This window comes from Streptomyces sp. NPDC028635 (assembly GCF_040637635.1).
Taxonomy (GTDB): Bacteria; Actinomycetota; Actinomycetes; order Streptomycetales; family Streptomycetaceae; genus Streptomyces.
In genome coordinates this window covers 282,920-305,396 of the sequence record NZ_JBEZWX010000004.1, presented here as the reverse complement: position 1 = coordinate 305,396, position 22,477 = coordinate 282,920, and the positions used below count along the sequence as shown (strand labels likewise).

Here is a 22,477-nt window from a genome sequence, read left to right as displayed (position 1 = left end):
CGCGCGCGTACCTGCTCGTACGAGCACAGTCAGCCGGACAGTGACCCCTGCCACGTTCCCTGGCCTTACGATGGCGCGGTGCTGGTCAAGTGGATTCGCTGCACCGTGGTGGACCGCCGCGGCTTCGAGCGGGGGCAGCGGAAATGGGCGGGGCTTCTGGGGGAGCCGGGCTTCAGAGGGCAGGGCGGTGGCTGGAGCCGGAAACGCCCCGAGGTGGCGAACCTCTTCGCCTTCTGGGAGAGCCGCGCCTTCTACGACTCCTTCATGGCCCGCTCCCACGACCGGCTGGCAGCCGCGCAGGCCGGCACCTTCAAGGACGCGCAGGTCCGGCTCTTCGACTACCGCTTCGACGTGAAGACCGGCTTCGAGCCGCGCTTCACGGACGCCGACCTCATCCGGGCCGCCCTGTGCCGCGTCAACGAGGAGCGCGTCGAGCACTTCACGCTGATGCAGGAAAAGGTCTGGAACCCCGCGATGGCCGGTTCGCCCGGCATGATCCGCGGGCTGTTCGCCGAGGCCCCCGGGCACGAGTTCCTGGTGCTGTCCATGTGGCGGTCGGCCGCCGAGCACGGCAAGTACCGCACCGAGCGAGTGGAACGCCTGGCCCTGCGCGCCCAGACGGAAGCGGACATCGCCTCTCTGTCGGGTGAGATCGTGGAGCTGGAACCCACCTGGACGGTGTGACCCGCCGGTGCCTGCCCGATGTGACCTACGCCGTATGGATCCGGTCCGATTACCGGGTCGGTCGTCACCCGATCTAGGGTTTCGGCATGGCACGACCACGGCGCATCGTCCTTGTCCGGCACGGTGAGTCAACCGGCAACGTTGATGACACCGTGTACGAACGCGAACCCGATCACGCCCTGGCGCTCACCGAGCGGGGCTGGCAGCAGGCCGCGGAGACCGGCAAACGACTGCGCGAGCTCTTCGGCCAGGAGCGGGTCAGCGTCTACGTGTCGCCCTATCGCCGTACGCACGAGACGCTGCGCGCCTTCCACCTCGATCAGGAGCTCATACGCGTGCGGGAGGAGCCCCGCCTGCGCGAGCAGGACTGGGGGAACTGGCAGGACCGCGACGACGTCCGCCTGCAGAAGGCCTACCGGGACGCCTACGGCCACTTCTTCTACCGCTTCGCCCAGGGGGAGAGCGGCGCCGACGTCTACGACCGGGTCGGCGGCTTCCTGGAGAGCTTGTTCCGCAGCTTCGAAGCCCCGGACCACCCGCAGAACGTGCTGATCGTGACGCACGGCCTGGCCATGCGCCTGTTCTGCATGCGCTGGTTCCACTGGACCGTCGCCGAGTTCGAGTCGCTGTCCAACCCGGGGAACGGCGAGACGCGGATGCTCGTTCTCGGGGACGACGGCAAGTACGCGCTCGACCGGCCGTTCGACCGTTGGCGAGATCCGGAACCCTACGGGATCACCGGATAGAGTGGCAGGGCGATGACCGCTGATTCCTCTCTCGACGGGCGCCTGGTCCGTGCCCTGAACAGCCTGCGCGGACTGGCGGTGGGGGACGCGCTGGGCTCCCAGTTCTTCGTTCCCGCGAACTATCCGCTGCTGAAGAGCCGCGAGCTGCCGCCGGGCCCGTGGCAGTGGACGGACGACACGGAGATGGCCTGCTCCGTGGTCGCCGTCCTCGCCGCCCACCAGCGCATCGACCAGGACGCCCTGGCCCGCTCCTTCGCCGAGCACCACGACTTCGACCGCGGTTACGGCCCCGCCGTCAACCGTCTGCTGCGGCTGATCCGCGAGGGCGGCGACTGGCGTGAGCTGTCCGCCGCGCTCTTCAAGGGGCAGGGTTCCTGGGGCAACGGCGCCGCGATGCGGATCGCGCCGCTGGGCGCCTGGTACGCCGACGATCCCGAGCAGGCCACCCACCAGGCCGAGATCTCCGCGTACCCGACGCACCAGCACCGCGAGGCCGTGGTCGGCGCCATGGCCGTGGCCGCGGCTGCCGCACTCGCCGCCGCTCCGGGCGGTCCGCCGAGCGCCGAGGCGCTGCTGGACGGGGTGGTCGCGCTCGTGCCCAAGAGCGCCGTCGGGCAGGGCCTGCGACGGGCGCGGGACATGCTCGACTACGGCGACGCCGCTACCGTCGCCGCGGTGCTCGGTTGCGGTCGTCGTACGAGCGCCCACGACACGGTTCCGTTCGCCCTCTGGTCGGCCGCGCGGTCCCTCGGCGCCTTCGAGCAGGCTTTCTGGACCACCGCCCAGGTGGGCGGTGACGTCGACACCACGTGCGCCATCGTGGGCGGGGTGCTGGGCGGCGGGAAGGCCGGCGGACCGCCCGGGGCGTGGGTGGAGCGGACGGAGGAACTGCCGGGCTGGGTGCCGCTGTCCGTGTGAGGGGTGCCGGCTGCCCGTTGCGGGGCCGCCGCCCACGTGCGGGCCGCCGCCTACGTGCAGATGGAAACTCTCCGTTCAAGGCGGGAACTCTGTGTAATCGGCGAGCGTTGTCCCGTCAGTCGCTGAGATCGAGCGCGGCGGCAAGCGCGCCGCACGGAGGCGGCACCGACGGAGCGGGGGTGGTTGTCATGGGGATGCTGGTTCTCGTTCTGGTTCTGATTCCGGTGCTGGTGTCGTTCGTGTCGGCCGCCCTGGGGGCCGGAGGGGTGCGGATGGCCGGACCGGCGTGGCCGATGTCGGTCCTTCTGTCGCGGTGCGGCCATCCGCGGCCCGGTGCGGGAGCGGGCCCCTCCGGATCAGGGCGCTCCGGCGGATCAGGCCATCGGTCCGGCCGTTCCCGCCAGTGCCTCCAGGTCGCTCTTGCGGACCCGGATCACCACCCATGCGACGACCAGGGCGAGAACCGCCATGGCCGCGGCAGGGACGAAGGCCGCGGAAATTCCGTGGGCGAGAACCTCGTGCCCCCAGGGCGCAGGCAGCTGGTGCGTCTTGGCGAATTCCGCCTTCTGCTGCGCCGTCGCGTTGGCCAGGAAATCGGGCACCTGCTTCTTCGCCTCGTCCCTGCTCGCCGAGCCGAACACGGTGGTCAGGATGGAAAGCCCGAGCGAACCGCCCACCTGCTGCGTCGCGTTCAACAATCCGGACGCCGCGCCCGCCTCGTGCTGGGCGACGCCGGAGACGGCCGTCACCGTGACGGTCACGAAGTTCAGGCCCATACCGAAGCCGAAGATCAGCATCGGGCCGAGGACGCCGCCGACGTAGGTGCTGTCCGGGTCGATGAGGGACTGCCAGGCCAGCCCGACCGCCACCAGTGCCGAGCCCGTGAGCAGGAACGGCTTCGGGCCCAGTACGGGCAGGAAGCGCTGCGAGAGACCCGCGCCGACGGCGATCGCGACGGTCACGGGCAAGAAGGCGAGACCGGCCTTGATCGGGCTGTATCCGAGCACGTTCTGCACGAACAGCACGATGTAGAAGAACATCCCGAACATCGCCGCGGCCAGGCTCAGCATGATCACGTAGGTGCCGGAGCGATTGCGGTCGGTGAACATCCGCAGGGGCGTGATCGGCTCCTTCGCCCGCCTCTCGGTGAACACGAAGGCGACCAGCAGCACGAGTGCGGCGGCGAACGAGCCGAGGGTCAGACTGTCCCTCCAGCCCTCCTCCGCGGCGCGGATGAAGCCGTACACCAGGGATGCCATACCGGCCGTCGAGGTCAGTGCCCCGGCGATGTCGAAGCGTCCCGGATGGCGCTGGGACTCGCTGATGTACAGCGGTGTGAGTGCGGCGATCAGCAGGCCGATGGGCAGGTTGACGAACAGCACCCACCGCCAGTCCAGCCACTCCGTGAGCATGCCTCCGGCCAGCAGGCCGATCGCGCCGCCGCCCGCGGAGACTGCGGCGAAGACGCCGAAGGCCCGGTTGCGCTCCGGGCCCTCGGGAAACGTCGTGGTGATCAGCGCCAGCGACGTCGGCGACGCGATCGCCCCGCCCACTCCCTGCAGGGCCCGGGCCGCGAGGAGCTGCCAGGGCTCCTGGGCCAGTCCGCCCAGCAGGGAGGCGAAGGTGAACAGCAGGATGCCGGTCATGAAGACGCGGCGCCGGCCGAGGATGTCGCCGGCCCGGGCGCCGAGCAGGAGAAGTCCGCCGAAGGTGAGCGTGTAGGCGCTGACCACCCAGGTCAGATCGGTGGTGCTGAACTTGAGTGCGTCTTGAATGTGCGGAAGCGCGATGTTCACAATCGTCGCGTCGAGTACCACCATGAGTTGGCAGGCCGCGATGACGGTGAGCGCGATGCCGGGATGCCCCTCCCGGCGGGCCGCACCTGGTTTCTGGTCCTGGACGAGTTGAGAGGTAGTGGCCATGGGTCCCCCACAAGAGCCTTAGTGAACGATGTCGTTCACTGTCGCGTCCACGGTAGTGAGCCCCCATAGAGAACGCAAGCGTTCACTTATTGGTGGGCTGTACGGCGTGTCCCCCGCCCCACTCCTGTGTCGCGAGCCGCGTTGCCCGCTGCACCCGCTCTCTTTGCCCGCTGGAGACACTCGGATGGTTACCTCGCGCTGGACGGCCGCCCCCGCTCGGTCGGCCGCTTCCCGCAGGCGCGGCGCCGTACTCGAACGCGCCATCCTCGACGCCGCGCTGGAGCAGCTCGGCACGGTCGGCTGGAAGGGCCTCACGATGGAGGGCGTCGCCGCCGGCGCCCAGACCGGCAAGGCGGCGGTCTACCGTCGCTGGCCGTCCAAGGAGGACCTGGTCGCCGACGCACTGCAGGCCGGACTGCCGGTACTGGACGGCGCCCCTGATCTCGGCAGCGTGCGGGAGGACCTGCTGGCCCTGTGCCGGAGCTCCCGCGACGCGATGTTCTCGCTCCCCGGACTCGCCCTGCGATCGGTGATTCACGAATGCGATCCGATGCAGGCCGAGCGCTTCCACACGGTCATCGTCGACGGAGTGGTCCAGCCGATGCTGGAGCTGCTGCGGGAGATCATCGAGCGTGGCATCGAGCGGGGCGAGGTCCGGGCCGGCGCCGCGAACAGCTATGTCTTGGACGCCATTCCGGCCATGATGATGTACCGCGCCAAGATGTGCGCCAGCGAATGGGGCGATCACGACATCGCAGAGATGATCGACCAGTTGATGCTTCCGCTGCTGCGACCGGGCGTGGACTGACGACGCGGCGCGGGCACGTCACGGGGGCTGGTCGCCGGGAGGGGGACCGGGGTGTCGCTCAAGGATCACGGCGGCGTACGCTAAGGGCGCCATGCCGTACGAAGCACCTACTCACACCGTCGAGCGCTCCCTGCGCGCCACGACCGGAGCGAAGGTCATCGCCGGTGTCGACGAGGTGGGGCGCGGCGCCTGGGCCGGTCCCGTCACCGTCTGCGCGGCGGTCACCGGATTGCGCCGTCCCCCCGAGGGGCTCACCGACTCCAAACTGCTCACCGTCAAGCGACGCAACGCGCTCTCGCAGGCGCTGCAGAAGTGGGTCACGGCGTACGCCCTGGGGCACGCCACCCCGGAGGAGATCGACGACCTGGGGATGACCGCCGCGCTGCGGCTCGCCGCGGGACGGGCTCTGGACGCCCTGCCGGTGCGCCCCGACGCGGTGATCCTCGACGGGAAGCACGACTACCTCGGCACACCGTGGCAGGTTCGCACGGTGATCAAGGGGGACCGTTCGTGTGTGGCGGTCGCGGCGGCCTCGGTCATCGCCAAGGTCCAGCGCGACAAAATGATGGCCGAACTGGGTGTCGAACATGCACACTTCGGTTTTGCGGACAACGCCGGGTATCCATCGCCCGTGCACAAGGCCGCACTGGCCGAGTGGGGGCCCACCCCTCACCACCGGTTGTCGTGGGCGTATCTTGATGCGCTGCCCCAGTGGCGGCACCTCAAGAAGGCCCGCAGCTGGGCGGACGGGAGCGTTCCGGAGATCGAGGGCCAGCTCGGCTTCGATTTCTGACCGTTTCGCTCGCACTCATGTGCCCCCCGTTCACCTGAGCCGCACCAACGTTTGATAAATATCAGCCCATGCCTCTCATTCCCGAGGAGCCTCAGATTCACGAGAGTGCCCAGGGTCCCCGCGCCACTCCGGCCAGTGGCCGCACCGCGCCGACCCCTCGCCCCGTACCCGGCCCCCGCCCCGCGGCTCCGGCCCGCCCCGGCCGTCCCGGGCCCCTGCGGCCCGCGCCTCCGGTGCAGCGCACGCCCCGCGAAGGGGTTCCGGCCCAGCCGACCCCGGCTACGGCCGCCCCGGCGGCCCCGCAGATCCAGCTGATCCCGGCATCGGTCGAGGGTGCCCTCGACGCCGCCGAGGAGGCCCTGGACCTGCTGCTCGAAACAGGACGCGCCCCCGGTGACGTCCTGGTGGTCACCACCGGAGAGCAGCACCCGTGGGCCACCCACGAGCTCTCGTTCGGCGAGACGTCGTACTGGGCGCAGCACGACGCGCGCGACGACGTCTTCTACGCCGACGCCGCCGTGGCCGGCCGTGCTGCGTCCCGGCCCGTGATCGTCGTCGCGCTCAACGGTGGGACCGACGCCGCTGCCGCGACCGCGCTGTCCCTCGCGCACGGCAAGGCCGGTGCCCTGCTGATCGTCTGCGGTGACCCGCAGAAGATCAACGCGGTGCTGGGCGTCGGAGTCTGACGGCCGGCCGACGGCTTCGGCCACATGTCCGCGGCCCCGTGACGGGCGGGACCGGGAGGGTGGCCGGCGGCTGCCGGGGGGCCCTCGCGGGCCATGCCGCCCCGGGGTGTGCCGTACCCGCTGGTCGACAGCGGCTGCGGCCGCTCGAGGGGCCGGGTTTTCCCGCGTCCGCGCCGTCGTACGGCGTGGATCTGGCCAGCCCGCGCACGCTCGGCCGGGCTCGGCGCAGGAGCCCGGCAGGAGAGTGGGCGGGAGCCCGGCTCGGGAGCGGGCGACCTGCCGGCGAGCGGGCGGGCCCGGCTGGGGGAGTGGCACCTTGTCCGAGTCGTGCGAAGCCCGGGCCGTGACGCCGCACGCGGCGGTGGGTCATGGGCCCGCCGTGCTCGACGGCCTCGGCGCGTCTTCGACGGCTCCGGTCGGCCAAGTCGGCCCGGTCGGGTCAGCGGGCCGCTGCCCGGCGCAGGATCTCCGAGGCGACGCCGCCCGTGCGAGGCAGGTGAGGCGGTGCCTCGGCCGTCGCGAAGGGTTCCGGCGCCGAGGAGGCGTGGGGGCGGCGGCCGCCGCGTCCTTCGCCGAGGACCTGCCAGCCGTCGCGGGTCAGAGTGATGTACGCCCCGCAGCGCAGCCCGTGCAAGGTGCAGGCGTCACGCAGGCCCCACATCCACGCGCCGTCCTCCTCCGTCCAACGCGCGTCGCCCTCACGGCAGTACAGCAGCACGGCGGTGCGCACCGGAGTGCGGCGTCGCAGATCGTGCGGGATCACCCGGCGCAGTTGGGACAGGAGCGCGTTGCGGAACTGCCAGCCGTCCGCCGGTGCGGCGCGGCGGGTGAACGACGCGCTCGCCCGCAGCCGCTCGTCGGGGTCGAGAACGGCCACGATCGCGGTCGACGGCCCGGGCTGGTGCCGGGCGTGCAGTCCGCTGACGACTTCTCTGGGGTTGCGCAGCAGAGGGATTCCCGCGGCGGCCCACTCGGCGGGTTCGAGCATGCGGCCGGTGGACGCGGCGGACGCGGACGTCGACAAGGACGCCGCGGAGGACGGAGCGAATCCGAAGGTCACGTTCCTCCCTTCGGCTACGCGCCCACACTGCGGGCGAGTCGGATTCGGGGGAGCCCACACCGCAGCAGAGCTCTGCCGGACCACGGGCGAGCCGCGCGGGGAGCGGACTTCAATTCTTCCTGTCGAACTGGGATGCGGCAACGAGCAATTGGGGCCACAGACCGGTATGAGCTGGTGTGAGGCTTATATCTCGGCGTTGTATTTCTTCCCCCGTTCCCGGCCGCTGATGCACCGCCACGGCCCGGCCGGAAGACGCCACGGAGAGTGAGAAACGGCCGTGGCACCGAGGGCAGCCTGGGCGGCGAGGGCTCCGGTGGCCCGGCGCGCAGGGCGGGCCGCCGGGGCGGGCCGGCTCGCTCCTTCGCGCCGAGCCGGTGGCTCAGCCCTGCACCGCCAGGACGAGCGGCAGCACCCCGGTTGCTCCGGCCCGTCGGAGCAGCCGGGCGGCGACCGCCAGCGTCCAGCCCGTTTCGGTGAAGTCGTCGACTAGGAGAACCGGACCCTGAGCTTCTCCCAGGGCGGCGGCCACTGCCGGCGGCACCTCAAGCGTGCTCGTGAGCGCCTTGAGGCGCTGGGCGCTGTTGCTGCGCGCGACCGGAGCGGCATCGGGTGTGTACTCGACCGACCCCAGCAGAGGCAGCCGCCCCACTTCAGCGATGCGCGCGCCGAGCGAACCGATCAACTGCGGTCGGCTGCGCGACGCGATGGTGATCACGCCGGCCGGGCGGGGCGGGGCGTCCGCCGCCCCCGAGGCCCAGCCGCCGGGTCCCTTGGCCCAGTCGGCCAGCACGCCGATCACAGCCTTCGCGACATCGTCCGGAACCGGCCCGTCGGGCGTCTGGGGCGCCAGCAGCGGTCGCAGCCGGTTGCCCCAGCCGATGTCCGAAAGACGTCCCAACGCCCGCCCGGGACCGGCCTGTTCCCCGGCTGGAATGCGCCCCTTGAGTTCGATGCCGATCGCCGGCAGGCCCGTCGGCCACATGCGCCGCGGCTCCACCTCGATACCGGCCCTGCCGAGGTCGACGCGCGCCGCGTCCACCGCGGACGCCGTGGTGTCGGCCGTGAAACGGGATCCCGCGCAGTTGTCGCATCGGCCGCACGGCTTGGCACCCTCGTCGTCCAGTTGCCGCTGCAGGAACTCCATGCGGCAGCCCGTTGTCGAGGCGTACTCGCGCATCGCTTGCTGCTCCGCCTTGCGCTGCCGTGCGACCCAGGCATAGCGCTCCGCGTCGTACGTCCACGGCTGCCCGGTCGCGATCCAGCCGCCCTTGACCCGCTTCACCGCCCCGTCCACGTCGAGCACCTTGAGCATGGTCTCCAGCCGCGACCGGCGCAGCTCCACCAGGGGCTCCAGCGCCGGCAGGGACACGGGCCCCTCGGCACGCCCGAGGACGTCGAGCGTCCGGCGCACCAGGTCCTCCGAAGGAAAGGCGAGGGAGGCGAAGTACTCCCAGATCGCCTCGTCCTCCTTGCCGGGCAGGAGCAGCACCTCGGCGTGCTCCACACCGCGGCCGGCGCGGCCGACCTGCTGGTAGTAGGCGATCGGTGAGGAGGGCGAACCGAGGTGGACGACGAAGCCGAGGTCGGGCTTGTCGAAGCCCATGCCCAGGGCGGAGGTGGCGACCAGGGCTTTCACCTTGTTGCCGAGCAGGTCGTCCTCGGCCTGCTGCCGCTCCGCGTTCTCGGTCCGCCCGGTGTACGACGCGACGGTGTGACCGCGATGCCGAAGGAACGCGGTCACCTCCTCGGCGGCGGCCACGGTGAGCGTGTAGATGATGCCCGAGCCCGGCAGATCGTCGAGATGGTCGGCGAGCCACGCGATCCGGTGCGCGGCGTCCGGCAGCCGCAGCACGCCCAGCGTCAGGCTGTCCCGGTCCAGCGGACCGCGCAGCACCAGGGCGTCGGAGGCGTCGCCGGTGCCGAGCTGCTCGGCGACATCGGCGGTCACGCGGGCGTTGGCGGTGGCCGTCGTCGCCAGCACCGGCACCCCGGCGGGCAGATCCGCGAGCATGGTCCGCAGCCGCCGGTAGTCCGGCCGGAAGTCGTGCCCCCAGTCGGAGATGCAGTGCGCCTCGTCCACCACGAGAAGGCCGGTGGCGGCCGCGAGGGCGGGCAGAACCTGGTCGCGGAAGTCGGGGTTGTTGAGCCGCTCCGGGCTGACCAGGAGCACATCCACCTCACCGGCGGCGATCTCGGCCTGTACCGTCCCCCACTCCTCCGTGTTGGCGGAGTTGATCGTGCGGGCCGTGATGCCGGCCCGGGCCGCCGCCTCCACCTGGTTGCGCATCAAAGCGAGCAGCGGGGAGACGATGACCGTGGGCCCGCTGCCCCGGGCCCGCAACAGCGAGGTCGCCACGAAGTAGACCGCGGACTTTCCCCAGCCCGTCCGCTGCACGACCAGGGCACGGCGTCTGTCCGCGACGAGCGCCTCGATCGCCCGCCACTGGTCCTCGCGCAGTCGCGCCGCGCCGGTGGGGTCCCCGACGAGACGGGCGAGGACCGCGTCGGCGGCCTTCCGGAGATCCGCGTTGCTCGTGTGCTCCATGTGTCCATCCAACAGGACGCCACTGACAATCCGGGCCCGGCGGCCGAGGGCTCGCTCATGCTTCCCGCCCGGGCTCGGTCTCCCGTCCAGAACTCGGCTTCGCGAGAGGGATCGTGGCGAACGTTCAGCGCCTTGTTGACGCGTCCCTGACCGGACTTATCCACAGCCCCAACCGGAACATCGAAATCCGCGAGATCGTCTGCGCATGACGAACCACAGCGAAACCACCGGATCCTTCGAAAACGACGCCTTCCACCACCTTGTCGGCCCCTTCGGGCCTGACGACAGCCCCGCACACCAGGTGACCCTGCGGACCCCCGCCGAGCTGGCCGAGGCCCTGCCCTACCTGCTCGGCTACCGCCCCGAGGACAGCATCGTCCTGGTCGCCCTCTACGACCACGGAGGACGCGGCCGGTTCGGCGGCCGAGCCCGGCTCGGCATCCCCCGCAACCCCGACGACTGGCCGGCGATCGCCCACGAACTGGCCCGGGGACTGATCACCGGAAGCCGACGGCGGGGCGCACCGCCGGTGCAGATCGTCGCCTACCTCTGCCAGGAACCGGCACAGGGGGAAACGGGCCGGCAGGTCAAGGAACGCCTGGAGCCCCTCGCCGCCAAACTCCGCACCGAGTGCGGATCCTTCGACGTGCCGGTCATCGAAGCGTTGTGCATCTCGGACAGCCGCTACTGGTCGTACATCTGCGAGCGCGAGTGCTGCCCCTCCGAAGGAACGCCGATGGGGCTGCCCGGCACCTCCGTGCTGGCCGCCGCGGCCGCCTACGCCGGCGTGCAGGTGCGCGGCACCCTGCGCGAGCTGCGGGCACGCCTGCTGCCCTGGGAGACGTCCGCCGCCCTCGCACAGGAGGTGGCCCTGGACACCGCCAGCATGGAGCTGATCCCGAGGATCATCGACGGCGCGGGCCGCGAGGTCGCCCAGGAGACGGTCACCTCGGCCGAACAGGTCATGCGACGCCTGGCCGCGGCGCCACCGCTCTCCGACGCCGCCGCAGCGGACCGGCGCGACGACGAACTGCTGGACCACGACGAAGCCGCGGCCCTGATTCTCGGCCTGCAGGACCGCAGCACCCGCGACCGGCTGGCGGAGTGGATGGAGGGCGACCAAGCAGGCCCCGCGCTCCGGCTGTGGCGAGCACTCGCGCGCCGGTGCGTCGGTCCTTACGGCGAGCACGCCGCGGCGCCTCTCGCCCTCGCCGGCTGGGTCGCCTGGTCGACAGGCGATGAGATCGAAGCCCGTGAAGCCCTCGCCATGGCACTCGGCGCAGACCCCGGGTATGTCTTCGCACGCCTCCTCCACCAGGCCGTCAACGAAGGGCTGGACCCCGAGTCGGTCCGGCGCTGCCTGCGCACGGAACGGGACGAACGCACACGTGCCACGGCCTCACCGGAGCGTGCCGACGTCGTGGCGGAGAGCCGAGACAGCGCGGAGGGTCCGTGCGCCGAGAAGCCGTCCACGACGCCGATCCTCGGCCTCGGTGATGTCACGGACGCGGACGCCGCACAGCTTGTCACCGGTGCCGCGATGAAGGCCTCGTCCAGGCCCGGCACCGCCGAGCGACGACGACGCCCCGGAACGGGACGCGCACGTGCCGGAACGCACCCGCGGACCGCACGGCCGGCCGGCACACGCCCACGCGCCGCGGGTAAGGCGGCCGCCCGACAGGAAGGCGCCGCCGGGGACGACTCGCTGCCGGCCGGGGCAGATGCCGAGGCGGAAGGGTGAGCGGGCCGCTTCCTGGTGCCAGGAGACACGGCGGTTGCACGGACGGCGGTGACGTGGGGCGCGAACCCGCTGCTGCCCCCCTTCGCCCCACGACAAGGCCACCCTCATACGGGCGTGACCCCGGCGAGCCCCGCTCCGTTCACCTGAGTGGCGGAACGACAGGGCGGGGCGCACGACCGCACCGACCCCGCTCCGCCGCAGCCCCCCACCCGGCGCCGACCACGCCCGAGACGCACCGCGCGCAAAAGAGCCCTCGCATGCAGCAGCCCACGCCGCCGTCCGCGGCCCCGCCGGACACACCCACGGCTCCGTCGTACCGGTCACCCGGCACCCCGCACCCCGCACCGACCCCGCCGCCCACGACCTCCACCACCGCCCCCCAGCCACACCCGGCCGCGGCGACGCACCACGCCACTCCCAGTGGGACACCACGTACCGCTGATTCGGCCGCGTCACTGGGCCCCCCACCTCGTTCTGCCCAAGCCGCCGCGCCGCCCGGCACACCGCGTACCGCCGCGTCGGGCGCACCACCGGGCACCCCACCGCGTGCCGTCGCATCGGCCGCACCACCGAGCACCCCAGGCGGCTCCGTGACCGCCACTCGACCCATCTCCCGCGACACCCCGGCGCCCGCCCGGCCCGGCGCTCCACGGCGGTTGGTCGATCTCCCGCCCGTTCACACCAGCCTGATCTGTGTCGCCCTGCCGGGTCTCGCGATCTCCCAGGACGGGCAGCTCACCGGCCGAGGGCTCGACGGCATCTACCGCGCCGGCCGGCGTCTGCTGTCCCGCTGCCAAGTCCGGGTCGCCGGGCGTGAACCGCTCACCGTGCAGGCTCGGACGACCTCCGCCGACCGCGCCCGCTTCGTGGCGACACTGCGCGCCTCCCCGCACAGCGGCCCCGACCCGGACGTCGTCGTCGAACGAACCCGCTGCGCCGACGGCACCGAGCGGATCACCCTGCGCAGCACCGCCCCGCGCCCCCTGCGGCTCCCCCTCGAAGTGGCCCTCGGCACCGACCTGGCAGACCTCGCGGCCATCGCCTCCGGCGACGCGGGCCCCGAACTGCCCGCCACGGTGCACGCCGGCGGTCTGCGCTGGACCTCGCCCTCCGGCACCAGCTCGGTCACCGCCGATCCGCCCCCCTCCGATGCCCTGGCCTCGGCCGGGCTGCTGCGCTGGGACCTGGAACTGCGCCCGGGCGAGACCGCGACCGTGGAGCTGCGCGTTCGGCCGGACGGCGCGGGCCCCCTCCGCGCGGCGGGCCGTACGGCCACAAGTCCGCTCGCATCGCCACACGCCGACGGCGACGACCCTCGAGCACAGGAACTGCTGCGCACCAGCGTCGAAGACCTGCACGCGCTTCTGCTCCGAGACCCGGTACACCCGGCCGACACCTACCTCGCGGCCGGCGCCCCCTGGCGCTGTGGCCTTGCCCCCGCCGATGCGCTTGCCGCAGCCCGTATGGCGCTGCCCCTGGGCACCCGGCTCGCCGCCGGCACGCTGCGCGCCCTGGCCCGCACCCAAGTCACCGCCGCGGGACCGCGGTACGGACTGATCCCGGGACCGCGCCGCGACGCGGGTCCTCATCTGCCACCGAGCTGCACGGGCACGGAAGCCACCCTGCTCTTCCCCGTGCTCCTGGCGGAGGCCCGTCGCTGGGGACTGCCCGACCAGCAGACGGACCAGCTGCTGCCCGCCGCCGAACGCTGCCTGCACTGGCTGCGCGCCACCGTGCGTGACGGTACCTATCTGCGCGACCCGCAGCAGGGAGGACCGGCGCGCTGTGAGACGCAGGCGCATGCCCATCGCGCCGCGCTGCTCGGAGCCGAACTGCTCGACACGCACGGCAGGCCCGGCGCCGACGAACTGCGGCAGTGGGCAGCGGCCCTTCGTTCGGCGTTCCGGGAGGAGTTCTGGGCGGACGATCCGGGCGGCGGCCGTCCGACGGCCGCCCGTGCGCCCGACGGCCGACTTGTCACACACCTCGGGGCAGGCGCGGCCCACCTTCTCGACACCGGCCTGCTCGGCGAGGGAGAGCACGCCCAGGGGCTGCTGGACCGCGTTCAGACCGAACAACTCGCCCGGCTGCTCGGCAGCCCCGCCCTGGACTCCGGCTGGGGGCTGCGCGGCCTGTCGGCGAAGGAAGCCGGATACAACCCGTTCGGTCACCGCAGCGGCGCCGTACGGGTCCACGAGACAGCGGTGGCCGTTGCCGGACTCGCCGCAGCAGGCTACGAGAAGGAGGCATGCTCCCTGCTGCGCGGACTGCTGGCGGCATCGGAGGCCTTCGGGCACCGGCTGCCCGAGATGTACGGCGGCGAGCAACGCGCCGAGGGCAGGCTTCCACTCCCTCATCCAGCCGCGTGCCGTCCTGCCGCGACCGCGACCGCCGCAGGGGTCCTGCTGCTGACCATCCCCGCCGGAATCCGCCCCGACGTCGCGGCCGGCACGGTGACCTTGCGGCCCATGCCCAGCGCACCGCTGGGTGAGCTCGTTCTCACGGGCCTCCGAGTGGCCGACGCCCCCTTTTCCGTACGCGTCAGCAGACTGGGCCTGGCCATGGTCGAGGAGGCGGCCGACGGACTCCAACTGGGCTCCTGAACATCCCGGCTCCTGCGGTTCAGGCCGCACCCGGGTCCGGGCTACCGTGCGCGAGTCGCCACCTGATCGTCTCAGCCGTGATCCACTCTGCCTCGCCCGCGATCCGCTCGGCGTCGGGCCCGATCCGTTCGGACCCGGCCCCGACGCCCGAAGCCGCCTGCACCTGCATCAGCCACCTACACCTGCATCAGCCATCCTGGGCCCCGCGCCGCTCCGTCCTCCCTCTCCTGCGTCCTGACCTCGGCCGACCGGTCGGAACCCGGCACGGACAGACCCGGAACGGAAAGGCACTGGACGCGATGTGCACCGCATGGCGAACGGAAGTGGATCAGCGCGCGAAGCGGCCGACGAAGGGCGTGTTTATCGTCAGGCAGACGACTATGATCGCCGCATGCCCTACGACCCGTCAGCCTTTCCGCCCTTCGCCGTCACCGTGGACCTGGTCGTGCTCACCGTACGCCGCCATGCCCTGTGCGCTCTGGCGGTGCGCAGGGGCGAGGCGCCGTTCAAGGGCCGCTGGGCGCTCCCCGGCGGTTTCGTACGGGCCGACGAGGATCTCGCGCAGGCCGCGGCGCGCGAGCTGGCCGAGGAGACGGGGCTGCGCGTCCACGACCCCGCGGCACCCATCCAGGACAACGGCGCGCACCTGGAGCAGCTCGCCACCTACGGAGACCCCAAGCGTGACCCGCGGATGCGCGTCGTCAGCGTCGCGCACCTGGCGCTGGCCCCCGACCTGCCCGCGCCCCGGGCGGGTGGTGACGCCAGCAACGCGCGGTGGGCCCCCGTCGACGAACTGCTGCAGCAGGGCGGTTACGGCCGCGACGAGGAACCGGTCGCCCCCCTTGCGTTCGACCATGCGCAGATCCTCGCGGACGGCGTCGAGCGGGCCCGTTCCAAGATCGAGTACTCCTCGCTGGCCACGGCCTTCTGCCCGCCCGAGTTCACGGTCGGTGAGCTGCGCCGCGTGTACGAGGCGGTGTGGGGTGTCGCGCTCGACCCGCGCAACTTCCACCGCAAGGTGACCGGCACTCCGGGCTTCCTGGTGCCCACCGGCGGCACCACCACCCGGCAGGGCGGCCGCCCTGCCCAGCTCTTCCGCGCGGGCGGTGCCACCCTGCTCAACCCGCCGATGCTGCGCCCCGAGGTCTGATCAGCACCCTTCAGCGCAACCCGCTGCTCCCGGGACCCGCGCGTTTCACGCGCCATCCCGTGCTTCAGCGATGTGCGGGCGCTCCCGCACCCGCACACAGCCGTACGGTGGCGACGAGTGCCCGAACGCGCCCGTGATGCCCGAAAAACCCGAAATGGCGCGCTATCTTGCTGCGGTGATCCAGGCCTTCGGACTGACCAGCAATCCGCGCAAGGACCTTCCGCCCGTCGTCGACGACGTCTCCTTCGAGGCACACGCGGGCCGTGTCACCACGCTGCTGGGCGCAGCCGGTGCCGGCAAGACCACCGTGCTGAGACTGATGCTCGAACTGCAACAGGGCCGTGGCATCACCTACTTCAGGGGTCGTCCGCTGCACCGCATCGCCCATCCCTCCCATGAGGTGGGAGTGGTGCTGGGCGATGTACCCGGCCACCCGGCCCGCACCGTCCGTGGCCATCTGCGCATGTTGTGCGCGGCGGCCGGTGTCCCGGCGCGACGGGCCGACGAAGTCCTCGAAGCCGTCGGACTCGTCAGCCTGCGCGAGGAACGCCTCGGCACTCTCTCGCGCGGTATGGACCGCCGGCTCGGACTGGCCTGCGCACTCCTCGCCGATCCGCACACCCTCGTCCTCGACGACCCCACCGACGGTCTCTCCGCCCGCGAGAGCCGCTGGCTGCACGGGATGCTGCGCGCGCACACCGCCCAGGGCGGCACGGTGCTGCTCACCACGACCGACCCCAAGGAAGCAGCCCGCACCGCCGACCGGGTCGTCACCCTGGAAGAGGGCAAGGTCGTCGCCGACCAGGAGGCCGCGGACTTCTCCCGGACCCGGCTGCGCCCCAGAGTGGCCGTGCGCAGCCCGCACGCCCCCCGCCTGGCGGCCCTGCTCGCCAAGGAGGCCCGCACCTCCCGGCGCTCCGTGGAGGTCGTGCCGGAGGCCGGAAACCGCCTCTCTGTTTACGGCAGCACCTGCGCCGAGGTCGGCGAGGTCGCCTACCGGTACGGCATCCTCGTTCATCAACTCGCCGACGAGGTCGGGGACATGGGCGCAGGTGCGGCTGCGGAGCCGGGGGATGGCGCGGCGCACGCAGTTGGTCTCGGGAGGCTTGAGCAGGCATACGGCAACGATGGGGAGAGGGATCGCGCAGGTCTCCGGGCTACGGAGAGCGAGGTGCCGGATGGGTTCGGCCAGGGGCCGGTCCTTGCGTCCCATGCGCATCAAACGGCAAGTGACGACTCATCGGTCACAGAGGCATCAGCGGACGGAACGCCGGACCTTCTCCAGGGCCTGGACGCGCAGTCGCACGGCGAAGGAGAGCCGGAGGGCGACGACGGACGCCGCAGTGGCGACCGCGGTGGTCCGGAAGTCCCCGGGGTGCGGGCCCCCCTCCCACCCCTCCCACCCCCCATCTCCGTCCGCTCCGCGCCCAGCCCGATGCGTCCGCTCCGCTACGAGGTGCGGCGCGCCACGGGGATCAGTACCGGTTTCGTCACCTGCGCCGCCGTACTGATCGTCTCCGCTCTCACCGCCGTGGTCCTCGCTCGTCTCGGGCACACTCCGCAGCACCGGCTGCTCGCCGCCTGGCCGCAGGAGCTGCCCTGGCCGCCCGCGGCGCTCGGTGCCGGGTTGCTCGGCGCGCTCGCGTTCGGTGACGAGTTCCGCCACCCCGCTCTGGCGGCGGACCGCGGCACGGTGCCCCGCCGGCTGGGGCTGCTCACGGCCAAGCTCCTGGTCTCCGCGGCCACGGCGCTGATGCTGGCCTTTCTCTCCGTGGGCTGCGATGCGGAAATGCTGTACCTGTTCTACGGGCGGGAGCTCACGAAAGTTCCCGGGGACTGGCTTGTGATGTCGGCGAGTTGGGCCGGACTGGTCGTCGGCTGTGCGTGGGCCGGCGTCCTGGCCGCCGGTGTGTTCCGGTCCACGACGGCCGGGCTGGCCGCCGTGGTCGCCGTACCGGTCGTCGTCGTACCGCTCGTACACCAGGTCGTGACGGGAGCGTCCGTGCGAGAGGCCGCCGGGCTGTCCGCGCGGATGCGGGAGGTGTTTCTGCTGCAGTGGCCCTTCGGCGGAGAGCGCTATCTGCTCGCCGCCGTGCGCTTGATCGCACAACCCGTCGGGGGCGCGCTGATGTTGTCCCTCACGGCTCTGCTCTGCGCGTATGTGCTCACGAACCTGCGCAGCCGGGTCCGCTGACGACCGTCCGTGCCCGCCCGTGCACGGGTTGTGCGCAACTCCCTCGAGGGAAGCTCATTTCTTTCCGATAAGGCGTCAATTGCGACGGGGTGAGCGATCACCCTTTCGTGTGCTTTTCACCAAAGCCCTCAAGGGAGTTGGGAGCAGCGCCGAGAAAGGAATCCGTGAGTACCCTTGCGCACACCATGATGACCGCCGCCCGCTCCGCAGACTCCGGCCTCGCCGGCCCGGGCGAACTCGACCGCTACCCCTACGCCGAGGCCCCCGCCGACCGCGTCGGCGCACCCGTCTGGGAAGGAGCGGACCCCGAGCTGGGCCGGGTGGGCCGACGGTCCGCGGGCAACCGCGGCCGCGGACTGCACGGCCAACTCGTCCAGCAGCTGGGACAGATGATCGTCTCCGGTGACCTCGGTGCCGACCGCCCGCTGGTGCCGGAGGAGATCGGCCAGCGCTTCGAGGTCTCCCGCACCGTCGTGCGCGAGTCGCTCCGTGTGCTGGAGGCCAAGGGGCTGGTCAGTGCCCGTCCGAACGTGGGCACGCGCGTGCGCCCCGTCAGTGACTGGAACCTTCTCGATCCGGACATCATCGAGTGGCGCGCGTTCGGGCCGCAGCGTGACGACCAGCGCCGCGAGCTGAACGAGCTGCGGTGGACGATCGAGCCGCTGGCCGCGCGCCTGGCCGCCGGGCACGGGCGTGAGGACATCCAGCAGCGGCTGGCCGACATGGTCGAGATCATGGGGCACGCCCTGGCGCAGGGCGACGCGCTGACCTTCGCCCGCGCCGATGCCGAGTACCACACCCTGCTGATTCAGATCGCGGGCAACCGCATGCTCGAGCACCTGTCCGGGATCGTCTCCGCGGCGCTGCAGGTCTCCGGCGGTCCGGTCACCGGCTGTGACCGGCCGAACGAGGCGTCCCTGGTGCTGCACGGCAGGATCGTCGACGCCGTCGCCGCCGCGGACGGTTCCGCGGCCGAGACGGCCATGCGGCAACTGCTCACCGTCCACCCCGAGGTGGAGCGTGTGGTGCCCGCACCGCGCGAACACTGACCCCGTTCCGAACACTGACCCCGTTCCGCGGACGGTCCGGCCGGTGGATGCCGCCCCCCCTCCTGCGGCATTACCGGCCGTCCGCCGCCACGCCGGTCCCCGCGAACCGGGACGACACCGCGGGGACCGGCGGCCGGGCGGCCGGCTCGGTCCGGCGGCGAGGCGCCGGGGGCGACGGGGCAGCGCGACCGGCGGACCGGTCGTCCTCGAGCGGCGCCCGGAGCCGACGGCCGGTCCCGGCGGTTCCGGTTGAGGCTCATGGACCTGTGTCGAACGGGGATTCGGCGCCTCGTTCACGGGTACAGGTGACCATGTGTGCCCGTGTCTGACCGTTTTTGAGCGCTTACGGGGTGTGACTCGGGCCACGAAGATTGGGCGTAACGCTCAAGGAAACAACGCGATGACCTAAGAGGTGACAGCCGCGGAGGGAATACGGACGCCGTTCAAGGCGCTGTGCAACTTCCCGGCGCCCGCCCGCGCCGTCGGCCCATCCCCAAGCCGGTGGTCGGCTCCTGTCCGCAGTGGACGGGGCCGGAAGCCGTTTTCCAACGTTCCGAGAGGTTGTTCGTGTCGGCCAGCACATCCCGTACGCTCCCGCCGGAGATTGCCGAGTCCGTCTCTGTCATGGCGCTCATCGAGCGGGGAAAGGCTGAGGGGCAGATCGCCGGCGACGATGTGCGTCGGGCCTTCGAAGCTGACCAGATCCCGGCCACTCAGTGGAAGAACGTACTGCGCAGCCTCAACCAGATCCTCGAGGAAGAGGGTGTGACGCTGATGGTCAGTGCCGCAGAGCCCAAGCGCACCCGCAAGAGCGTCGCAGCGAAGAGCCCGGCCAAGCGCACCGCCAGCCGGACGGTCGCGGCGAAGACCGTGACCACCCGCAAGGCCACCGCCACGACCGCGGCTGCCCCGGCGGCACCGGCCGACCCCGCAGCCGATCCCGCCGAGGAAGCCGAGACCGAGAAGAAGGCCGCGGCGAAGAAGGCAGCCCCCGCCAAGAAGGCGACGGCGAAGAAGGCCGCCCCCGCCAAGAAGACGGCGGCCAAGAAGACGGCTGCCAAGAAGGACGACGCCGAGCTCATCGAGGAAGAGGTCCTCGAGGAGGCCAAGGTCGGCGACGAGCCCGAGGGCACCGAGAGCGCCGGCTTCGTCCTCTCCGACGAGGACGAGGACGACGCGCCCGCGCAGCAGGTCGCCGCGGCCGGCGCCACCGCCGACCCGGTCAAGGACTACCTCAAGCAGATCGGCAAGGTCCCCCTGCTCAACGCCGAGCAGGAGGTCGAGCTCGCCAAGCGCATCGAGGCGGGTCTGTTCGCCGAGGACAAGCTGGCCAACTCCGACAAGCTCGCCCCGAAGCTCAAGCGCGAGCTGGAGATCATCGCCGAGGACGGCCGCCGCGCCAAGAACCACCTGCTGGAGGCCAACCTCCGTCTGGTGGTCTCCCTGGCCAAGCGCTACACCGGCCGCGGCATGCTCTTCCTGGACCTGATCCAGGAGGGCAACCTCGGTCTGATCCGCGCGGTCGAGAAGTTCGACTACACCAAGGGCTACAAGTTCTCCACGTACGCCACCTGGTGGATCCGTCAGGCGATCACCCGCGCGATGGCCGACCAGGCCCGCACCATCCGTATCCCGGTGCACATGGTCGAGGTCATCAACAAGCTCGCGCGTGTGCAGCGTCAGATGCTCCAGGACCTGGGCCGCGAGCCCACCCCGGAGGAGCTGGCCAAGGAACTCGACATGACCCCCGAGAAGGTCATCGAGGTCCAGAAGTACGGCCGCGAGCCCATCTCCCTGCACACCCCGCTGGGCGAGGACGGTGACAGCGAGTTCGGTGACCTCATCGAGGACTCCGAGGCCGTCGTCCCCGCCGACGCCGTCAGCTTCACGCTCCTGCAGGAGCAGCTCCACTCCGTTCTGGACACCCTCTCCGAGCGCGAGGCCGGCGTGGTCTCCATGCGGTTCGGTCTCACCGACGGTCAGCCGAAGACCCTCGACGAGATCGGCAAGGTGTACGGCGTGACGCGTGAGCGCATCCGTCAGATCGAGTCCAAGACCATGTCGAAGCTGCGCCACCCGTCCCGTTCCCAGGTGCTGCGCGACTACCTCGACTAGGTCGCGGTCGTACGACGCGAAAGGCCCGGTCTCCCGCGAGGGAGCCGGGCCTTCTCCATGGTCCAGCGGGTGCGGGGCGCCGGGAGCTGGATCACTCTGGGTGTTCCATGGCGAACCCCGAGTGAGGAGTGTGCATGCGTCGTTCCATTGCCCGCGCGTTGATCCGGCCGCTGGTCCTGGCGGCCGCCGCAGGGGCCATACCGCTGATGTCCACCGCCCCCGCGTCCGCCGACAGCGTGGTGGTCGGGGGTTTCCCCGTCGACGTCGCGCAGAGCCCCTGGACGGTCGCGCTGTCCAGCCGTGACCGGTTCGGGGGTACACGGGCCGGGCAGTTCTGCGGCGGCGTGGCGATCGGCCGCACCGCCGTGCTCACCGCCGCCCACTGCCTCGGCGAGGACGTGCTGGGCGGCCCGCCGGAGCGGCTGCGGGACTTCAAGGTGATCGCCGGGCGCACCCACCTGTTGTCGGACGAGGGCAGCGAGATCCCGGTCCGCGAGACCTGGGTGAACCCGTCCTACGACGCCGGCAGCAACGCCGGTGACTTCGCCGTCCTCACCCTCTCCCGGCCGCTGCCCGACAGCGCCGTCATCACCATGGCCGCCGACGGCGACCCGGCGTACGCGCCCGGCACGCGCGCGATGGTCTACGGCTGGGGTGACGTCACCGGAGCAGGAGACTACGCCGCCAGTTTGCGGGCCGCGCCCGTGCGTGTCCTGTCCGACGCGCTCTGTGAGCAGGCCTATCCGGGCAGCGGCGACGGAACGTACAACGCCGAGAGCATGGTGTGTGCCGGCGAACAGTCCGGCGGCAGGGATGCCTGCCAGGGCGACAGCGGTGGCCCGCTGGTCGCCCAGGGGCGGCTGATCGGCCTGGTCTCATGGGGGAGTGGCTGTGGGCGGGCCGGCAGCCCCGGCGTCTACACGCGCGTGTCCGACGTGGTGCGGACGCTCAGCCGCGGCTGATGGCCGCACGGGGCCCGAACGCCCCTGAGAGCCTCTGTACGGGGCCTCACAACCCTTGACTCGACTGGGGGGCCCTGCGGGGCCCCTCACCGCTTTGCTGTACCGCGACGAGGACGGGCGGTCGCCCCTTGGGGGGACGACCGCCCGTGCCGCCGGCCTGTGCCGGAGCTCGCTCGTCGTGGTCGCGCAGGGTCAGCGCTCTTCTTCGGAGGCGGACTCGGGAACGGAGGTCAGTCGCTCCGTCTCGTCCTGTATCTCAGCGGCGATCTTCTTGAGTTCCGGCTCGAACTTGCGACCGTGGTGGGCGCAGAAGAGCAGTTCTCCGCCACTCAGCAGGACGACGCGCAGGTACGCCTGGGCGCCGCAGCGGTCGCAGCGATCAGCGGCCGTCAGCGGGCTCGCGGAAGTCAGAACAGTAGTCACGTCGCCTCTTCTCTAGCTCGACGAGCTGTCGTACCAGGGTCAACATCCAACCAGCCCCAAAACGTTCCCGCTCGCGGC

At 71.6% G+C, this 22,477-nt stretch carries 17 protein-coding genes; 13 read left to right on the top strand and 4 right to left on the bottom strand.

The annotated features are described in order from the left end of the window. The first annotated feature begins 78 nt into the window (after positions 1–78). From AB0E88_RS07030 to AB0E88_RS07020, 3 genes are all read left to right on the top strand, one after another. Positions 79–684, top strand: a complete 606-nt coding sequence (locus tag AB0E88_RS07030) for a YdbC family protein (RefSeq protein ID WP_361625088.1) — start codon at positions 79–81, stop codon at positions 682–684. A gap of 86 nt (positions 685–770) precedes the next feature. Next, on the top strand, positions 771–1,430 hold the full coding sequence (locus tag AB0E88_RS07025; RefSeq protein WP_361625085.1) for a histidine phosphatase family protein: 660 nt from the start codon (positions 771–773) through the stop codon (positions 1,428–1,430). 12 nt (positions 1,431–1,442) lie between these two features. Continuing rightward, positions 1,443–2,348: an ADP-ribosylglycohydrolase family protein gene (locus AB0E88_RS07020; protein ID WP_361625082.1), complete on the top strand. Its 906-nt coding sequence runs from the start codon at positions 1,443–1,445 to the stop codon at positions 2,346–2,348. A gap of 374 nt (positions 2,349–2,722) precedes the next feature. Here the strand turns inward: AB0E88_RS07020 and AB0E88_RS07015 are convergent, their stop codons facing one another. Then, a complete protein-coding gene (locus tag AB0E88_RS07015; protein WP_361625079.1) occupies positions 2,723–4,270 on the bottom strand; it encodes an MFS transporter in 1,548 nt (515 codons plus the stop codon). 184 nt (positions 4,271–4,454) lie between these two features. Between AB0E88_RS07015 and AB0E88_RS07010 the strand changes: the two genes are divergently transcribed. From AB0E88_RS07010 to AB0E88_RS07000, 3 genes are all read left to right on the top strand, one after another. After that, positions 4,455–5,078: a TetR/AcrR family transcriptional regulator gene (locus tag AB0E88_RS07010; protein ID WP_361625076.1), complete on the top strand. Its 624-nt coding sequence runs from the start codon at positions 4,455–4,457 to the stop codon at positions 5,076–5,078. 91 nt (positions 5,079–5,169) lie between these two features. After that, complete coding sequence (locus tag AB0E88_RS07005; RefSeq protein ID WP_361625073.1) at positions 5,170–5,871, top strand: ribonuclease HII; 702 nt, start codon at positions 5,170–5,172, stop codon at positions 5,869–5,871. 68 nt (positions 5,872–5,939) lie between these two features. After that, positions 5,940–6,557: a hypothetical protein gene (locus tag AB0E88_RS07000; protein WP_361625070.1), complete on the top strand. Its 618-nt coding sequence runs from the start codon at positions 5,940–5,942 to the stop codon at positions 6,555–6,557. A gap of 439 nt (positions 6,558–6,996) precedes the next feature. Here the strand turns inward: AB0E88_RS07000 and AB0E88_RS06995 are convergent, their stop codons facing one another. Both AB0E88_RS06995 and AB0E88_RS06990 read right to left on the bottom strand, forming a co-directional pair. Then, a complete protein-coding gene (locus tag AB0E88_RS06995; protein ID WP_361625067.1) occupies positions 6,997–7,617 on the bottom strand; it encodes a hypothetical protein in 621 nt (206 codons plus the stop codon). A gap of 379 nt (positions 7,618–7,996) precedes the next feature. Next, the gene (locus tag AB0E88_RS06990; RefSeq protein ID WP_361625064.1) at positions 7,997–10,162 is read right to left on the bottom strand and encodes a RecQ family ATP-dependent DNA helicase; all 2,166 of its coding nucleotides are present in this window, start codon (positions 10,160–10,162) and stop codon (positions 7,997–7,999) included. Between the two features lie 205 nt (positions 10,163–10,367). On the opposite strand from AB0E88_RS06990, the gene AB0E88_RS06985 reads away from it, so the two are divergent. The 7 genes from AB0E88_RS06985 to AB0E88_RS06955 all read left to right on the top strand — a co-directional run bounded on the left by AB0E88_RS06985 (position 10,368) and on the right by AB0E88_RS06955 (position 21,976). Then, positions 10,368–11,903, top strand: a complete 1,536-nt coding sequence (locus tag AB0E88_RS06985) for a DUF4192 domain-containing protein (RefSeq protein ID WP_361625061.1) — start codon at positions 10,368–10,370, stop codon at positions 11,901–11,903. Between the two features lie 689 nt (positions 11,904–12,592). Continuing rightward, on the top strand, positions 12,593–14,506 hold the full coding sequence (locus AB0E88_RS06980) for a glycogen debranching N-terminal domain-containing protein (protein WP_361625163.1): 1,914 nt from the start codon (positions 12,593–12,595) through the stop codon (positions 14,504–14,506). A 391-nt stretch (positions 14,507–14,897) separates the two neighbouring features. Next, positions 14,898–15,656, top strand: coding sequence for an NUDIX hydrolase (locus AB0E88_RS06975; RefSeq protein WP_361625058.1), 759 nt, complete (start codon positions 14,898–14,900; stop codon positions 15,654–15,656). A gap of 175 nt (positions 15,657–15,831) precedes the next feature. Further along, on the top strand, positions 15,832–17,850 hold the full coding sequence (locus tag AB0E88_RS06970) for an ABC transporter ATP-binding protein (protein WP_361625160.1): 2,019 nt from the start codon (positions 15,832–15,834) through the stop codon (positions 17,848–17,850). A gap of 164 nt (positions 17,851–18,014) precedes the next feature. After that, positions 18,015–18,899: an FCD domain-containing protein gene (locus tag AB0E88_RS06965; protein WP_361625055.1), complete on the top strand. Its 885-nt coding sequence runs from the start codon at positions 18,015–18,017 to the stop codon at positions 18,897–18,899. Between the two features lie 567 nt (positions 18,900–19,466). Continuing rightward, positions 19,467–21,014, top strand: coding sequence for an RNA polymerase sigma factor (locus AB0E88_RS06960; RefSeq protein WP_361625052.1), 1,548 nt, complete (start codon positions 19,467–19,469; stop codon positions 21,012–21,014). Positions 21,015–21,148: 134 nt separating this feature from the next. Beyond that, the gene (locus AB0E88_RS06955; RefSeq protein ID WP_361625049.1) at positions 21,149–21,976 is read left to right on the top strand and encodes a serine protease; all 828 of its coding nucleotides are present in this window, start codon (positions 21,149–21,151) and stop codon (positions 21,974–21,976) included. A gap of 192 nt (positions 21,977–22,168) precedes the next feature. On the opposite strand, the gene AB0E88_RS06950 is transcribed toward AB0E88_RS06955, so the two are convergent. Continuing rightward, positions 22,169–22,399 (bottom strand): hypothetical protein, encoded by a 231-nt coding sequence (locus tag AB0E88_RS06950; RefSeq protein WP_361625046.1) that lies wholly within the window; start codon positions 22,397–22,399, stop codon positions 22,169–22,171. Positions 22,400–22,477 lie beyond the last annotated feature (78 nt).

Coding starts and splice junctions, on each gene's coding strand:
- AB0E88_RS07015 (WP_361625079.1), bottom strand. CDS start 4,270: ATGGCCACTACCTCTCAACTCGTCCAGGACCAGAAACCAGGTGCGGCC.
- AB0E88_RS06985 (WP_361625061.1), top strand. CDS start 10,368: ATGACGAACCACAGCGAAACCACCGGATCCTTCGAAAACGACGCCTTC.
- AB0E88_RS06990 (WP_361625064.1), bottom strand. CDS start 10,162: ATGGAGCACACGAGCAACGCGGATCTCCGGAAGGCCGCCGACGCGGTC.
- AB0E88_RS07010 (WP_361625076.1), top strand. CDS start 4,455: ATGGTTACCTCGCGCTGGACGGCCGCCCCCGCTCGGTCGGCCGCTTCC.
- AB0E88_RS07020 (WP_361625082.1), top strand. CDS start 1,443: ATGACCGCTGATTCCTCTCTCGACGGGCGCCTGGTCCGTGCCCTGAAC.
- AB0E88_RS06955 (WP_361625049.1), top strand. CDS start 21,149: ATGCGTCGTTCCATTGCCCGCGCGTTGATCCGGCCGCTGGTCCTGGCG.
- AB0E88_RS06975 (WP_361625058.1), top strand. CDS start 14,898: ATGCCCTACGACCCGTCAGCCTTTCCGCCCTTCGCCGTCACCGTGGAC.
- AB0E88_RS07005 (WP_361625073.1), top strand. CDS start 5,170: ATGCCGTACGAAGCACCTACTCACACCGTCGAGCGCTCCCTGCGCGCC.
- AB0E88_RS07025 (WP_361625085.1), top strand. CDS start 771: ATGGCACGACCACGGCGCATCGTCCTTGTCCGGCACGGTGAGTCAACC.
- AB0E88_RS07000 (WP_361625070.1), top strand. CDS start 5,940: ATGCCTCTCATTCCCGAGGAGCCTCAGATTCACGAGAGTGCCCAGGGT.